This is a genomic window from Bacillus sp. FSL K6-0138 (genome assembly GCF_037982765.1).
In the GTDB taxonomy this organism is placed as follows: domain Bacteria; phylum Bacillota; class Bacilli; order Bacillales; family Bacillaceae; genus Bacillus; species Bacillus glycinifermentans.
This window is the reverse complement of sequence record NZ_CP150286.1, coordinates 385983-399928: the sequence shown is the minus strand read 5'-3', so window position 1 is coordinate 399928 and position 13946 is coordinate 385983. Positions and strand designations below refer to the sequence as shown.

Genomic DNA, 13946 nt, shown 5'->3' with positions numbered 1-13946 from the left:
GACAACGCCTGCCGCTGTTTGACTATGTAAAAAAAGGAGTGGAGCAGGAAACAACCCTTCCACCCCTTCGATTTTCTTTTTATACTTCCTTTGAAGCGGCCGTTTGTTCTTTGACAGCTTTTTGTTTGTTCATATAGTGAATGATAAATGTCGCTGCAAAAGCAATAACCAGAATGATGAAGAATACGCTGTGCGGCATCTCGATGTGCCATACGCTTGCAGCCATTTTCAAAGCGATGATTCCAATTAAAATAAACGCAGTCGTTTCAAGCTCAGGCACTTTATCAATCAGTGTCAGGAAGAATTTCGCGACTGTCCGCATCATTAAGATGCCGAGCATTCCGCCGATTAACAGCACCCAAACTTTTTCAGAAATCGCAAATGCGGCAAGGATGCTGTCGACCGAGAAAGCAAGGTCCATCAATTCTACAGTAATGACGGTAGCCCAGAACATCCCGAACACGCGAACCATCCAGCCGTCTTTTTTAACGGTGTTCGCATCATCATCGCCTTCTCCGATAAAGAAGTGCTTAATGACGAGCCATGCCAGGTATGCAGCGCCGAGCAGCTTGATCCACCAGAATTTGATAAGGATCATGCCGAGTCCGATAAACAGAAATCTAAAGAAATACGCTCCGACCAAACCGTAAGTCAGCGCTTTTTTACGCTGTTTTTCCGGAAGGTGTTTCACCATCACGGCGAGAACGAGTGCGTTGTCCGCCGACAAAAGCCCTTCCAGCACGACCAGTGAACCGATCAGCCCCCACGAGACGGGATCGCTTAAAACCTCAACCCACATTTTCCAGTCGAAAAATGAGGCGTATATTGAAATAATATGATTGAATAAATCCACGTTTGGTTACCTCCTAATGATTGAAAAGGGAAACTGAACCACAAAATCGTGATCCAGTCTCTGTAAAACTAGACTTGCAGGCCGTAATTCCGGCAAAGCGAAGCCAATCCGCCCGAAAATCCGCTGCCGATCGCATTGAATTTCCAGTCCGCCCCGTGGCGGTAAAGCTCACAAACAACCACTGCCGTCTCGATCGAAAAGTCTTCTCCTAAATCAAAGCGAAGCAGCTCTTCATTTGTCGCATCATCGACAAGCCGCACAAAAGCGTTTGAAACTTGTCCAAAATTTTGGCTGCGGCTTTCTGCATCATGAATCGTCACGGTGATGCCGATTTTTTCGACATGGGCAGGAATTTTGGAAAAATCGACGATGATTTGCTCGTCATCGCCGTCCCCTTCCCCCGTTCTGTTGTCGCCCGTATGAATAACGGCTCCGCTCGGGTGCTCCAGATTGTTGTAGAAAACAAAATCATGGTCGTTCACGCATTTATCATCGGCGTCCACGAGGAAAGCGGAAGCGTCCAGGTCAAAATCAGCTCCGCCCGTATATTTGTTTGTATCCCATCCCAGGCCGATCAGCGCTCTCGTCAAGCCCGGATTCGTCTTCGTTAAGTCGATCCGCTGTCCTTTTGATAATTGAATAGCCATATGGTGGAACCTCCTTTACAAAATGTCATGCCGCGGGGAGGCGGCATCGCTGTCCAAAAACGGATTTAGCCGACTTGCAAGCCAAAATCTGTGGCAATCCGCGCCAGTCCGCCCTGGTATCCGGAACCGATCGCAGAAAATTTCCACTCTCCGCCGTGGCGGTAAAGCTCACCGGTGATCAGCGCCGTTTCAATGGAGAAATCCTCAGCCAGATCATAACGGATCAGTTCTTCGTTTGTCTCTTCATTCAGCACGCGGACATATGCGTTTGACACCTGTCCGAAATTTTGCCTGCGGGCTTCCGCCTCATGGATCGTAATGACGAATGAAATCCGTTCGATATTAGCCGGCACAGCGTTCAAGTCGATTTTCACCTGCTCGTCGTCGCCTTCGCCCAAACCTGTCCGGTTGTCGCCCGTATGTATGACAGAACCGTTGCCGCCTTGGGTTTGGTTGTAAAAAACAAAATCTTTTTCCGACGCGCACTTCCCTGAAGCATCAAGCAAAAACACGCTGGAATCCAAGTCGAAATCAGCTCCGCCGTCGTATTTATTGACGTCCCAGCCAAGTCCCACGACAACTTTCGAAAGGCCCGGATTCGTTTTCGTTAAATCGATCTTCTGCCCTTTTGCTAATGAGATTGCCATTTGTATCTCTCCTTATTGTGTTTTTTCGATTAAGCGTAGCGTTTGACGAGGTCTGTTATGCTCGTATCGTTTGTGCCTTCTCCGACGGCAGTGAACTTCCATTCGCCGCCATCGCGGTAAATTTCGCCCGCTATCAGGCTTGTCCGCCCAGAATAGTCCTCTTTAAGATTGTATCTGACCATCTCTTGGCCGTCAGCCCTGTTGACGATGCGGATGAAGGCATTTTCGATCATTCCGAAGTGCTGGCTTCGTTTGACACAATCGTAAATGTTCACGACAAAAACAAGCTTATTGATTTGAGCGGGAACCTTTTGAAGATCCACGATAATTTGCTCATCGTCTCCGCTGCCTTCCCCTGTCAAATTATCGCCCGTATGCTCAATGCTGCCGCATCTGCTTCTCAAATTTCCAAAATAAATGACATTCTTGTTTTCTGTGACTCTTCCATTTTCAAGCATCAATACAGAGGCATCGCAATCCACATTCGGTGCGCCTCCGCCGAAAAGCTTTCCAAAAAACCCGCCGCTCCCTGATGAAACAGGGTCCCAGCCAAGGCCGACCATGATTTTGGAAAGCCCTGCATTTCCTTTTGTTAAATCAATCCGCTGACCTTTCTCTAAAGAAATAGCCAAACCGTTCACTCCCCCATAGAATCATAAATTGTAAGAAAAATATTTGCTGAAACGACATCATTCACGCCAGCGTGATTCATTTCATCATACTACAATCATTCGATCTTTTCATTAAATATACGACTAATGAATCAATATTTAACCTGCTTAACCATATATACGGACTACTCCAAGTGAAGGTTTCACTTTTTTTATAATCTTTTAAACCCAAACCATTGCAAGGGAAAACAGACTTCATTAAAATATATCTAAAAGATATATATCATATAGATACAGAAAGGTGGCAGCCATGTCTAGGAAAAACAATACGCCTTATGCCCTGCTCGGTTTGATCACGGCCGGCTATCGAACGGGATATGACATAAAGCAAATGATCGACAGGAGTTTGAATCACTTTTGGAAAATCAGCTACGGCCAAATTTACCCCTCACTAAAGCACCTGACAGAAACCGGATGGGTGACGGCTGAAGCATCCGCCCAAGAAAATAAGCCCGATAAAAAAGAGTACCGCATCACAAAGGAGGGACAGGAAGCACTGCAAACCTGGCTGGAAGAGCCGATCAAAGAAATCGCTGCGGAAAAAAACGAGTTTCTGCTGAAGATTTTTTTCAGCAAACAGCAAGACCGGCTGTCAACCGCCGAAAAAGTCAGAGAGTATCAGCAAAAGCTTAAAGAACGATATGACGCATACCGCGCAATAGAACAATCGATCATATCGTGTAAGGACAATTCGCGCGATTCGGAGTACTGGCTTTTCACGCTTGATTATGGAAAGCGGAGCACGCGTGCCGGAATCGAGTGGTGTGAAGCGACAATCAGCCGTTTAACAAACCGGGAGGATGAGACAAATGGGAAAAACGATCTTCACTAAGCCGATGACGGCCGACCCTGATGACGAAGTAGTTGTATTTGTGATCGGCATGCGGATCAACAAATGGCACGCCGTTCATAAATGGTGGCCGGTGTTTACCGCCATGTCCCCGATGATCCGCGAGCTTTACAAAAACAAAGATTCCGGCTTTCTCTCTATGGAAACATCGATCAATTTCCGGACGATCTTCCTCATCCAATACTGGCGTTCATTTGAAGCCTTGACTATCTATGCAAAAGAAGAAAAGCACATGACCGCCTGGCGCAATTATTACCAAAAATCGGCCGCCTCCGGAGCTGTCGGCATATATCATGAAACATACACAGTCCCAAAAGGCCGCTATGAAACGTTTTATCACAACATGCCGCTGTTCGGGCTGGCCAAAGCATACGGCCATACACCCGTTACCCGCCGGACAAAAACGGCGGAACAGCGAATCCGGGGATGAGAAAACGCCTGCAGCCTGCAGGCGTTAGTCAATGTGGCGCCGTTTTTCTTTTAAAAAGCTCCTGCTCCGCTGCCGCCGTCAGACGCCGAACCGCCTGCATCATGAGCTTCGCCGCCTGAATAAGCGGCCGTATGCTGCCAGCTTGAAAACGGGTATTGAAGATAGCCGGCTGCAGCCAGGCCGATGACCGGGGATGTGCGGTCAAGCGTGTCTGATGATGTCTTGAACGATGCCTGGAATTGTTTCTCGACCCCGAGAACAATCGCATAGATCATGCTTTTTTCTTTTTCCAAACTGTTCAAAGGTTCGCCTTTTTTCAGCTGACTTCTCCAATAGTGGATCGATCTTCTGTATACAGATGCGCATCTGTTTTCTTTTAAGGAAGGGATCATGGCAATCAGCAGGATCGACAGCACGATAGACCCGCCGTAGGACATAATGGTGTCCGCGCTTTCAGTGAAAACAGATGCGAAAAACAGCCCGATGAAAAACAGAATCGAATACAGTTTAGATTTTGCAAGAACGATGCCGGCCGACAAGCCAAAACCGAAGATGATGCACGCAGTCATAAAACCGATCAGCGGCACAATATCCGCATAAAGGATATTGTGCAAAAGCCCCGTCTGCACGAAAAGGAGGGAAAGCGAAATCATTCTAAGCCAGCGGTTTTCTTGAAAGAACTCTCTGTACAGCGGATCTTGCTTGACGCTTTCCGTCCATTTTTGAACCACGTTTTGGAGAATGATTCGCTTCCGTTCGTACTTTTCCAAGTCTTCCCGCTTTTTGACTTCCTCTTCTGTCGGTCCGCTGAGCGAGTCCAGCCTGAATGTATATGCATTTTCTCCCGTTTTGTCAAAAAGCTTTTCGATGAGCAGCCGATCGGGCTTCGGCAGATCGGCCTTATTTCCGGAAAAATCGAATTGATACGTCTCATTCGGCGCTTTTTTATCGCGGAGAAACCTTTCTTCCGCTTGTACCCTTTTCATGGTGAGAAGCCCCCGCTGGTAAAGCGACAGCAAACCGGAAAGCAGATCGCGGTCTTTGAATGCCCCTTTTCTGTACAAAAAGGCAACAAGCACGGGATCGAACGTTTCCAGCTGTTCGACCGGAACCAGCTTTAGGTTCCTCTTTCTTATGACCGAAAACATGACCAGAACGGCAAGCGCCAAACCGATGAGCCCCGCAGAAATCCATATCAGCCTGTTTGCGTTTCCCATTCGCTCGGCATGTTTGGCATAGCGTATGGCCGTGTTTCTTTCCTCCTTAAGCAAATCGTCATTCGGTTCAATAGACGGATGACGGACTGCCTTTGGCAGTGCATTCTGCGGGAAGTAAATTCTCAGCTCAGAGCTTGTCCCCGCCGGATAAAGAGCGCTTTTATACGTGACAGTCCGATCTTTGATCTCCGCGATCTTCCCTTTTCCTTTTTCGCGTAAAAACGCGTGTATTCCGGAGTCCTTCACCTGATCCGGAAGCTTCACCCGGATCGTCACATGATGATAATCTTCATTTGTCTTTTCATAAAAAGAATGGAACAAAACGGACGTATCTTCAAACTTTTGCGCGGCTTCCTCGACGGTATAGTGGTACCGCACGGTTTTCGTTTCGTCTTTTGAAGCCGCATACACGAAATACGTTCCATCTTCAAACTTTGTTTTTAACGGCCGGGATCCGCCCCGCTTTTCGGAAAGATACGCTTTAAACCCTTTCACGCGGCCGGACGTCTTCTCGGTGAACGACCTTGTCATCCCGTTGAAGGAACCGTGAAAATCGTATGTATACACTTCCTCAACATCCAAATCGCCATTTTCTTTCACCGATGCCTGAATATCAACCTTATCAATCGAAAAGGATTTTTCCGCGTCAGAAAATCCTGAAATAAGAAAAAAAGCACTGAACATCAAAAAGAAAAAGGAACGCTTCATCTTCAGTAAATCCTTTCATTTTTTGTCTCTGCCTTAAATATACGGAAAAGCGGGAGAATTGTTTCAGATGTTCATAGATATGACACTGAATGTCCAAATGTTTTATATAATAGATGAAAATAGATTTTTCAAAGAAAGAAGGATGCCTTTTGTTGAAAAAATTCATCATACTGCTTTCTATCACGTGTATTCTTTCAGCTTGTCAAAAGAACTATAAAGGTGAATATGTCAAATGGGGGGACTCTCTCACAGAGGAAAACAAAAATTGCTTAAAAGAGCATCAAATCCCTTTCAAAGATAAAGGCGGGACGACATATATCCCTGAGGATGCATTTGATGCAGCAATCAATAGCTGTTCTTAATGCGGGCCCGCCGACTCCTCCGAATGACTTCGCGCCGATAAGTCAGGTGACGTCAGTCACAACTGTTCCGCGGGATTCGCAAGAGTTTACTCTTTATGCAAATCTCCCCGCCTTTTTCCTTCCACCCTGACGCACTACGGCCTTCCGCAAAGGCCGTAGAAAAAAAGGTGCAGCATTTCTTCGGTAAAATGGCTGTTTTTCTCAAAAGCCTCTCCCAGCTCTTTTGAATGTTGAATGATCATGTTCATGTACACAAGAAAGCTTTGCGCGGTAATGTTAGAAGAGATCGCACCCGACCGGTGGCCGTCTTCTATCAATTGAAGCATAAGCGGAATGATTTTTTCGTCATATTGCGTTTGAATATAGTCCATCATTTCATTGTCTTCGATCATCAGCTCTCTGATCATCGTGAGCGTAAACTTTTCGCGATTGGCTTCTTTCTTTTGCAAAATGATATGTTCAATCTTTTCTTTCACCGATATATCTTTATTCATGTATTCCGTAAACTCGTCGACGGCTTGGTCAATATAGTCCTTGAATACCTCATGCAGAAGCGCTTCTTTGCTCCCGAAATAATTGTAGATCGTTACCTGCGAAACATTGGCTTTCTTGGCGATGTCCGTGATGCGGATTCGCTTCGGTTCCCACGTCTTCAACAGCTCCAATGTCGCTTTCTTGATCTTCTCTTTAATCAATGAAGCCCTTTTTTCAAATCCGTTCATCCAATCATCCTTGCTGTAAATATTCTCATAATGAAATTATAACATAAAAATATTTCATTAATTTTCATTGACACGCCAGTTGTTCCGAACGTAGAATGAATTATGTAATTTATGATTAAAAATATTTCATCTTTTTCACTTTGGAGGGTGTTCCAATGCTGACAGTTCAAGGATTGACCAAAACATTCCCGAACGGAAAAGGCATATTTGATGTTTCATTTTCCATTCAAAAAGGAGAGGTTTTCGGATTTTTGGGCCCGAACGGCGCCGGAAAGTCGACAACCATCCGCCATATCATGGGGTTTATGCGGCCTGATCAAGGCGAGATCACGGTAAACGGAATGGACGTGCGGAAGCATCAAGGTAAGATTCAGCGCCATATCGGCTACCTTCCCGGAGAAATCGCTTTTATCGAGGGAATGACGGGGAAGACGTTTCTCGATTTCATGGCTGACATGCAGGAGATCAAAGATACCGCGAAGCGCGATAAGCTGATCGACCGCCTGCAATTCGACGTGCATACCCCGATCAGAAAAATGTCAAAAGGGATGAAGCAGAAAGTGGGGATCGTTGCCGCCTTTATGCATAGTCCTGAAGTGATCATCCTTGATGAACCGACATCAGGGCTTGACCCGTTGATGCAAAAAGTGTTTATTGACATCGTCCTCGAAGAAAAAGCGAACGGGACGACGTTTTTAATGTCCTCCCACAGCTTTCCGGAAATTGAAAGAACCTGCGACAGGGCCGCGATCATTAAAGACGGCAGGCTCATCGCCGTAAAAGATATTCACGAGCTGCAGACCATGCAGAGGAAAGTGTTTGAAGTGACGTTTGAAAACGAAGCGGACATCCCGGCTTTCATCGAGTCCGGCCTGCAAATCGAATCGCGTCAAGGCAACCGGGTTAAGGTCGCCGTTTTGGGAAATCATGATCGGTTTATAAAAGAGGCTGCAAAATATCGCGTCCGCCATATTGATGTGTCGACGCAAAGCCTTGAAGAAGTGTTTATGAACTACTATGACAGAAAGGGTGCAGCAAAGTGAATCTCTCCCTGTATAAACAAATGATGAAAACGAATGTGAAAGGCATCATGAGCTATGCGGCAGGTTCGGCGTTTTATATCCTTTTGATTCTCGGCATCTATCCAAGCATTGCAAAAAATACCGGGGATTTTGAGAACATGATCAACTCAATGCCGGAGGGAGTTCTGAACGCCTTCGGGTTTGAAAACGGGCTTGGGAGCCTGGAAGACTTTATGTCAGGGGAATATTACGGACTCATCTTTATCATTATCCTTTCGATCTTTGCCGTCATGCTGTCAACAAAGCTTTTGGCAAAGCTGGTTGACCAGGGCGCAATGGCTTATATCCTGTCAGCACCGACAACAAGGGCAAAGGTCGCTTTCACACAGGCCGCCGTTTTAACAACCGGGCTGTTTATCATTATGGCCGTGACAACCATTGCCGGGTTGGCCGGATATGTATGGATGATCGGGGATGAATACGACTTTCATGTATCCAGGTTCCTTTTCATCAATCTGCTTGGCTTTTTGCTCTTTTTTGCGGTCAGCGGCATTTCGTTTTTCATTTCGGCCGCTTCAAATGACGAGAAAAAAGCCCTCAGCCTATCCGGAATGATTACATTTTTGTTTTTCAGCCTGGATCTGATCGGTAAGCTTAGCGAAAAGACGGAATGGCTCAGAAATCTCTCTATCTTTTCTTTATTCAGGCCCGGCGACATTGCAGGAGACAGCGCCGAAACATTGAAAGCCGCCCTTATTCTTTCAGTCATCGGCTTAGCCGCTTTTTTGACCGGTATTTTGATCTTTAAAAAGCGCGATTTGCCGCTGTAATGCAAAAAACCGCCGTTCCTTTTCAGGACGGCGGTTTTTGTTTATTGTTTATTCAACGACGCGTCTTACGACTCCGCTGAAATGGGCTCTCCAATAAGGGTTGCTCATGGAATCGATGGATACTCCGCGTGAGCTGTTGTCATTCAGGAATTGGCCGTTTCCGAGATAGATTCCCACATGGCCGTTTGTTTTATAAGTGTCGAAGAAAACCAAGTCTCCGCGTTTCATGCTAGACGGGCTGACAGCGCGGCCTTTGCCGAGAAGCGTGTCAGTGTTACCGCCGAAACCAAGCTCTACGCCTGCTGAAGCATAAGCCCAGCGAACGAAAGATGAGCAGTCAAAACGGCGGGCATCGATATCAGCTTGCGTGCGTCCGCCTCCCCATTTGTACGGAGAACGGCCGACGATGCTTGATCCTGTGCTGATCGCGACTTCAATCGCACTGCCGTTGTTGCTTACAGCTGAACCTGAAGAATAGCTGCGTGAAGAGCTTTTTCTTGCTTTGCTGCTTGATGATGAACCGTTGTCAGAAGATCCGTTTGATTTGCTGACTGATCCGGAATCTGATGAAGATTCGGATGTTTTGGCTTTCGCTGACTCTTCCTTAGCTTTGGCGGCGGCTGCAGCTGCTGCTTTTTCATCTGCGATTTTTTTCGCAAGCGCAGCTTCCTCTTTTGTGAGTGAGCCTGATTCTTTTTTCAGGTCGTTCAGTTCTGATTCGGCTTTATCTTTCTTGGCTTGCAGCTGTTTGGATAGGTTGTCCTGCTCCTTCAGCTGTGCATCAAGGTCTTTTTTAAGGTTTTTCAGATCCGCAAGCGTTTTTTGGATCTCGTCCAGTTTCGTATTCAAATCAGACATTGCTTTTTCAAGCTTGTTTTTATCTTTTTCCTGTTCATCAAGAAGGTCTTTGTCCGCATCTACGATCGTTGAAACAGCAGTCGCACGGCTGATGAAATCGCCAAAGCTTTGCGCGCCGAGAAGAACGTTGATGTAGCTTTGCGATCCGCCGCTTTCCTGCAGGCTGCGCACGCGCTTTTTAATGACCTTTGAGCGCTCTTCAATTCTTTTTTCCGTTTCTTTGATTTCTTTTTTCAGTGCGGCCACTTCTTCTTTCAATTTTTTGTTTTCAGCTTCTTTGTCTTCGATTTTGTTGCTTGTAGCAAGCGCTTTTTCATCAAGCTCTTTCATCTTTTGTTCAAGCTTTTGCTGTTCCTCTTGAAGCTTTGCAATTTCCCGTCTTTTGCTGTCGATGCTTGAATCAACTTCAGAACGCTTTTTTTGTACTTCCTGTTTTTGCTCTGATGCGCTTTTCGCTGACGCATTGTCGTTCATAAAGGGGGTAAATAGACCGGCGGTGCCAAGGACCGACGCTAAACCAAAAGCATAAACTTTTTTCTTCACTTTCTACTCCTCTTTCCTTTATGTATTTTTGTTTTTTCATTATGTAAATTCGAGAAAATATTAAAATGTTAAATAATAAATCTTCCAGACTTACGTCCTATGATAAAAATCTTCCAAACTGATGTACAGACGTTATTATAACATCTATTTTCGACAATAGGTGCCAAGTTATATTACATTTATATTTCGTTTTTATTTCAAGACTGTCATGTTTTGACTGATTCTGTTAACAGCTCGTTTGTTTGACCTTGCAGCGATAATTTTCTATGCTGGTTTTACACGATTTGGACGTTCAATTTACAGGAAAGGAAGTCCGAAGACTCATGCTACATCTCAGCATTTTAGACCAGGTTCCGGTGTCAAAAGGATCTGATCCGAATACGGCGCTGAAGCAGTCAGCCGAGCTGGCCGGATTGGCTGATGAATGGGGGTACAGAAGATACTGGTTTGCCGAGCATCACAGTACAAGGGGGCTTGCAAGCACTGCCCCCGAGATCTTAATCGCCCATATTGCAGCAAAGACCTCGAACATTCGCGTCGGTTCCGGCGGCGTCCTGCTCCCGCAGTACAGCCCGTTTAAAGTAGCCGAAACCTTCCGCCAGCTCGAAGCGCTGTATCCCGGCCGGATCGACCTCGGGCTGGGCCGCTCGCCCGGGGGAACCGCAAAAACGCGTCTCGCGCTGACAGACGGAGTAAAGAAGAGCCTGCACGATTTTCCGAGGCAGCTTCGGGATTTGATCTACTATCTGACAGATGACATCCCTTCTGATCATGAGTACGCCGGGATAAAGGCCGCTCCCCTTACGGCTTCATCTCCAGGTCCATGGCTGCTCGGGCTCGGGGAAAACAGCGCGGAACTGGCGGCCGGCATGGGCGCGGGATATGTATTTGGCCATTTCATCAATCCGGAAAGAGGCGAAGGCGCCTTTAAAACTTATCACGAACGCTTTCAGCCGTCCCCTTTCTTTGACAGACCCCATTCTCTCGCCGCCGTCTTTGTCGTCTGCGCCGAAACCGATGAAAAAGCGGAAGAGCTCTGTTTAAGCCAGGATCTTTGGCTGCTTCGGGTGGAAAAAGGGCTGGACAGCCGCGTTCCAAGCATAGAAGAGGCAAAATCGGCCTCCTATACGGCCGCCGATAAGGCGAAGCTTGAGAAAAACCGAGGGCGCATGGTGATCGGCTCGCCCAAAACCGTCAAGCAGAAGCTGCTGGAGCTCTCAGAGCGCTACCAAACGGAAGAGATGATGGTGTTGACGAACGTTTACCGTTTTGAAGATAAAAAGCAGTCTTTTGAAAGACTGGCGGAGCTGTTTTTATAAAAAAGCAAAAATCCCTTTTCAAATGGCTTGAAAAGGGATTTTCAGATTTTAAAACATCCGGTAAACATTTTCGCACTCTTCTGCTCTCGGCTCATAAAAACAGTGCGATTTATAGCGTCCGACATGCGGCTGGTTATACCACTGAGCCGGGCATGCACCCGCCGGCTTGAAGTACCACAAACTATATTTTGCGGGCCAGTACCTTTCCCCGTTTATAGACCTTCTGGCCAAGCGCCTTTCTTTGTCCCTCGCCCTTTGATAAAAATATCCGTGTATTACCGCCTCAAAGGCGTGGGGCTGAAAAATCATCTGCCGAATGGTTCGCAACCCCTTAAAATCCGAACAATTCGCTCTGATGCGGTTGATTCCGACGTTTCCGACAAGAAGCATTCCCCGAACCCCTTCGCCTTCAGCTTCAGCTCTCAAAAGCCTTGCCAAAAGGGTAACGTCTTTAGATGAAGCCTGAACCACTGCCATTTTGCCACCCCCATTTTACTGTCATCTTTATCATATTCTTTTTGATTTAGGTGATGACCATTAAAATCGTTTCACGGCTTATCTTTGACATCCTGTGCGGAATCAGGATATTCTTCTGTTAATCAGAATTGTAAAAAATTGAAATCGGGGTGGTGCACGTGTCAGCAATCGTAAGCCCGGATTGGGTCATAAAGCGGCTGAAGGAAGATCCGGACCGAATGGTTATCGTCGATGTAAGCTTTCACTTATCAAAGCCTGAAGAGGGCCGAAAAGCGTATTTGAAAGGGCACCTTCCGGGAGCCGTTTACGTTGATCTGGAGCGGGATTTATCGGGAGATACCGGAACACACGGAGGAAGGCATCCCCTGCCGGCGCCTGAAACAATAGCGAAAATGCTTGGCGATATCGGCATCGATCACAAGACGGCCGTTGTCGTCTATGATGACAACGGCGGCATGTTCGCCGCGCGCTTCTGGTGGCAGCTCCGCTATCTCGGCCACACAAGCGTCTATGTATTGGACGGCGGCTTGTCGAACTGGGTAAAAGAAGGGCATGACATCACATCAGAGGTGCCGAAGCCCGTTCCGCGCAAATTTATTCCAAAACCTCAGGAAGATGAACTCCTTGATGCAAAACAGGTGAGAGAACGGATCGGCCGCCCGGGTTCGACCTTGATCGACGCACGGGAAAAAGCGAGATATGCGGGGGAATCCGAGCCGCTTGATCATAAGGCCGGCCACATTCCCGGAGCCAAAAACTACTTTTGGAAAGGCAATTTGCGCGAAGACGGCAAATGGAAGAGCCATGAAAAGCTTAAACAGCACTATGCATCATTAAATCCGAAAAGCGAAATCGTCGTCTATTGCGGATCAGGCGTCTCAGCCTGTCCGAATGTGCTCGGATTAAAGGAAGCGGGCTTTAAGAATGTAAAACTGTATGCCGGGAGCTGGAGCGACTGGATCAGTTACGCTGATAACCCGGTGGCGACCGGGGAGGAGTAACCGGAGGCTTTTTGCAGATTAGAAGAATTTTACCGGGGAGAATGATGGAAGTGAACGAAGACATCGTAACTTTTAAATGTCCAGCATGCAACCAGTTGCCTGAGAAACCGAAAATGGAAAGCAGCCAATTTGAAATGGTTGCTTTTGAGGAAGGGATTGAATGGTCCGATTTCACCGGCAATGTGCCTTCTTTGGAGGAGGGGATATGGGCTAGATCCGATCAAGCCCCGGTTGCCGGGGAGGAAAGGATTATACAAGCATCCCATCCGTTTCACTTGGCTATTGGCGAAACGTCCTGGACGTTGTTCATGCCCGCACGCTCCAGTCTAAACGGATGGGACAGCTATCCCTCCGAAATTGATCGGTCCGCATTTGTCCAATTCAGTCTGGAGCATGTCATTGACTGCAATGAAGAAAAGGCATGGGTGAAAATCAACATACACCATGCCGTTTATCTGAAAAACATCAGCTCCATCCTCCCCGCCCGCGATGGTTCGGGGGCTTTGAATTTTTTTCATTCGTTCGATCCTCCTCATGTTTATACCTACGGCGACTGGATCCTGCTGGATGCAAACGCACAAAGTAATTTGGGAGTATGGGCGCTGATACATAAAACAGCCGAACGCAGCCATCTGGCGGCATATGGCGAGTGGGGATTTCATTCCTATTTGGTCTATGGCGGAAATCTGATCATACCTGAGAAGGAATTGGCGGCTTTTCTAAATGCATGAATGCAGCGTTTGCATTCGCCCTGGCTTTTGCGCCGGGCGCAGTTGTCGATGCAATCAA

The 13946-nt window shown here is 47.0% G+C and carries 16 protein-coding genes; 8 read left to right on the top strand and 8 right to left on the bottom strand.

Going from position 1 to position 13946, the window contains the following annotated elements:
- Positions 1 to 79: 79 nt before the first annotated feature.
- The 4 genes from MHB78_RS02365 to MHB78_RS02350 form a co-directional block, all read right to left on the bottom strand.
- Entirely contained in the window at positions 80 to 853 is a 774-nt protein-coding gene (locus tag MHB78_RS02365) for a TerC family protein (protein WP_046130879.1), read from the bottom strand.
- A gap of 68 nt (positions 854 to 921) precedes the next feature.
- Positions 922 to 1500, bottom strand: coding sequence for a TerD family protein (locus MHB78_RS02360; RefSeq protein WP_046130878.1), 579 nt, complete (start codon positions 1498 to 1500; stop codon positions 922 to 924).
- 65 nt (positions 1501 to 1565) lie between these two features.
- Positions 1566 to 2147, bottom strand: a complete 582-nt coding sequence (locus MHB78_RS02355; protein ID WP_046130877.1) for a TerD family protein — start codon at positions 2145 to 2147, stop codon at positions 1566 to 1568.
- A gap of 29 nt (positions 2148 to 2176) precedes the next feature.
- A complete protein-coding gene (locus tag MHB78_RS02350; RefSeq protein WP_046130876.1) occupies positions 2177 to 2779 on the bottom strand; it encodes a TerD family protein in 603 nt (200 codons plus the stop codon).
- 289 nt (positions 2780 to 3068) lie between these two features.
- On the opposite strand from MHB78_RS02350, the gene MHB78_RS02345 reads away from it, so the two are divergent.
- Positions 3069 to 3650 carry a PadR family transcriptional regulator gene (locus tag MHB78_RS02345; RefSeq protein WP_046130875.1) on the top strand — a complete coding sequence of 194 codons (582 nt, stop codon included), beginning with the start codon at positions 3069 to 3071 and terminating at the stop codon, positions 3648 to 3650.
- Entirely contained in the window at positions 3628 to 4098 is a 471-nt protein-coding gene (locus MHB78_RS02340; protein WP_046130874.1) for a DUF4188 domain-containing protein, read from the top strand. The genes MHB78_RS02345 and MHB78_RS02340 overlap by 23 nt, the downstream gene beginning before the upstream one ends.
- Before the next feature lie 50 nt (positions 4099 to 4148).
- Here MHB78_RS02340 and MHB78_RS02335 read toward each other — a convergent pair whose 3' ends face one another.
- Positions 4149 to 6023, bottom strand: coding sequence for a DUF2207 domain-containing protein (locus MHB78_RS02335; protein ID WP_046130873.1), 1875 nt, complete (start codon positions 6021 to 6023; stop codon positions 4149 to 4151).
- A gap of 152 nt (positions 6024 to 6175) precedes the next feature.
- Here MHB78_RS02335 and MHB78_RS02330 point away from each other — a divergent pair, with 152 nt between their 5' ends.
- A complete protein-coding gene (locus MHB78_RS02330; RefSeq protein WP_046130871.1) occupies positions 6176 to 6385 on the top strand; it encodes a membrane lipoprotein lipid attachment site-containing protein in 210 nt (69 codons plus the stop codon).
- A gap of 134 nt (positions 6386 to 6519) precedes the next feature.
- On the opposite strand, the gene MHB78_RS02325 is transcribed toward MHB78_RS02330, so the two are convergent.
- Complete coding sequence (locus tag MHB78_RS02325; RefSeq protein ID WP_046130870.1) at positions 6520 to 7107, bottom strand: TetR/AcrR family transcriptional regulator; 588 nt, start codon at positions 7105 to 7107, stop codon at positions 6520 to 6522.
- Positions 7108 to 7262: 155 nt separating this feature from the next.
- Here MHB78_RS02325 and MHB78_RS02320 point away from each other — a divergent pair, with 155 nt between their 5' ends.
- The gene (locus MHB78_RS02320; protein WP_046130869.1) at positions 7263 to 8150 is read left to right on the top strand and encodes an ABC transporter ATP-binding protein; all 888 of its coding nucleotides are present in this window, start codon (positions 7263 to 7265) and stop codon (positions 8148 to 8150) included.
- On the top strand, positions 8147 to 8959 hold the full coding sequence (locus tag MHB78_RS02315) for an ABC transporter permease subunit (RefSeq protein ID WP_046130868.1): 813 nt from the start codon (positions 8147 to 8149) through the stop codon (positions 8957 to 8959). The genes MHB78_RS02320 and MHB78_RS02315 overlap by 4 nt, the downstream gene beginning before the upstream one ends.
- A gap of 48 nt (positions 8960 to 9007) precedes the next feature.
- Here the strand turns inward: MHB78_RS02315 and MHB78_RS02310 are convergent, their stop codons facing one another.
- On the bottom strand, positions 9008 to 10360 hold the full coding sequence (locus MHB78_RS02310) for an NlpC/P60 family protein (protein ID WP_046130867.1): 1353 nt from the start codon (positions 10358 to 10360) through the stop codon (positions 9008 to 9010).
- Between the two features lie 323 nt (positions 10361 to 10683).
- On the opposite strand from MHB78_RS02310, the gene MHB78_RS02305 reads away from it, so the two are divergent.
- Positions 10684 to 11679 (top strand): LLM class flavin-dependent oxidoreductase, encoded by a 996-nt coding sequence (locus tag MHB78_RS02305; protein ID WP_065894148.1) that lies wholly within the window; start codon positions 10684 to 10686, stop codon positions 11677 to 11679.
- Positions 11680 to 11727: 48 nt separating this feature from the next.
- Here MHB78_RS02305 and MHB78_RS02300 read toward each other — a convergent pair whose 3' ends face one another.
- Positions 11728 to 12156 (bottom strand): cell wall hydrolase, encoded by a 429-nt coding sequence (locus MHB78_RS02300; RefSeq protein ID WP_046130865.1) that lies wholly within the window; start codon positions 12154 to 12156, stop codon positions 11728 to 11730.
- Between the two features lie 158 nt (positions 12157 to 12314).
- Here MHB78_RS02300 and MHB78_RS02295 point away from each other — a divergent pair, with 158 nt between their 5' ends.
- On the top strand, positions 12315 to 13157 hold the full coding sequence (locus MHB78_RS02295; RefSeq protein WP_099047014.1) for a sulfurtransferase: 843 nt from the start codon (positions 12315 to 12317) through the stop codon (positions 13155 to 13157).
- 50 nt (positions 13158 to 13207) lie between these two features.
- Positions 13208 to 13888: a hypothetical protein gene (locus MHB78_RS02290; RefSeq protein ID WP_046130915.1), complete on the top strand. Its 681-nt coding sequence runs from the start codon at positions 13208 to 13210 to the stop codon at positions 13886 to 13888.
- The last annotated feature ends 58 nt before the right edge of the window (positions 13889 to 13946 follow it).